At 72.5% G+C, this 1,099-nt stretch carries 2 protein-coding genes; both read right to left on the bottom strand.

All coding sequences use genetic code 11. The annotated features are described in order from the left end of the window. Positions 1 to 112: polyketide synthase docking domain-containing protein (locus tag IH00_RS45710; RefSeq protein WP_420710984.1), on the bottom strand; the 112-nt coding region annotated here is incomplete at its 3' end. A gap of 32 nt (positions 113 to 144) precedes the next feature. Next, positions 145 to 1,099 (bottom strand): beta-ketoacyl reductase (locus tag IH00_RS43685; protein WP_039947872.1); only part of this gene is annotated, 955 nt, incomplete at its 5' end.

Raw genomic sequence — 1,099 nt, 5'->3', positions numbered from 1 at the left:
TCGCGATGGGCTCGACGTCACGCTGCTCCAGCTCGTGCACCCGCCGGTTGGCGGTGCGGAGTTCGGCGGTCACGCGGCGCAGGTAGGTGCGGAGTTTCTGCTCGTCGCTCATCGATCCACTCCGGTTGTCGTCCGTCTTCCCGGTCATGCGGATCCGAGCTCCTTGTCGATCAGGTCGAACATCTCGCTGTCGGAGACGAAGTCGAGGTCGTCGTCGAGGGTGTCGTCGTGCTCGTCGTCGTGGTCGGTGCTCGTCTGGCTCAGCAGGGTCCGCAGGCGGTTGCTGAGCGAGCGCAGGCGCGGCTCGGCGCCGGCGAGCTGCTGCTTGTGACCGGACACGGCGATCAGGAGCGCCTCCAGCCGCTGCAGCTCCTCGTCGAGCGGCGAGGGCCGCGGTCCGGATCCGGCTCCGCCGACCTCGGCGAGGATCAGCCGCGCGGTCTCGAGGGGGGTGGGGTGGTCGAAGACGAGCGTCGCGGGCAGGCGTATGCCGGCCACCTGGCTGAGCCGGTTGCGCAGCTCGACCGCGGCGAGGGAGTCGAAGCCGAGCTCCTTGAAGGCGCGCTCGGGGTCGACGGCGGCGGCGGACGCGTGGCCGAGGACGGAGGCGACCTGGGTGCGCACGAGGTCGAGGACGACCTGTTCGCGGTCGGCCTCGGGCACTCCGGCGAGCCGCCGTTCCAGCGACCGGTCGTTGTCGGCGCGGCGGGCGGGGGCTCGTACCAGACCGCGCAGCAGGGCGGGCAGCATTCCGGACCGGGCCTGGGTGCGCAGCGCGCCGAGGTCCAGGCGGACGGGGGCCAGCAGGGCGGCTTCGGAGCCGAGAGCCTGGTCGAAGAGTTCCAGGCCGAGGTCCTGGGAGATCGCGCCGATGCCGGTGCGCTCCATGCGGGCGAGGTCGGTCTCGTCCAGCTCGCCGGTCATGCCCGTGGAGTCGGACCACAGGCCCCACGCCAGGGAGAGGGTGGGCAGGCCGGCTGCCTGCCGCAGTGCGGCGAGCGCGTCGACGGCGGCGTTGGCGGCGGCGTAGTTGGCCTGGCCCGCGTTGCCGAGGAGTCCGGCGGCGGAGGAGAACAGGACGAACGCCGACAGGTCCATG

Source organism: Streptomyces sp. NRRL S-118, from assembly GCF_000716335.1.
GTDB lineage: Bacteria > Actinomycetota > Actinomycetes > Streptomycetales > Streptomycetaceae > Streptomyces.
This window is presented reverse-complemented; position numbering and strand designations above follow the sequence as displayed.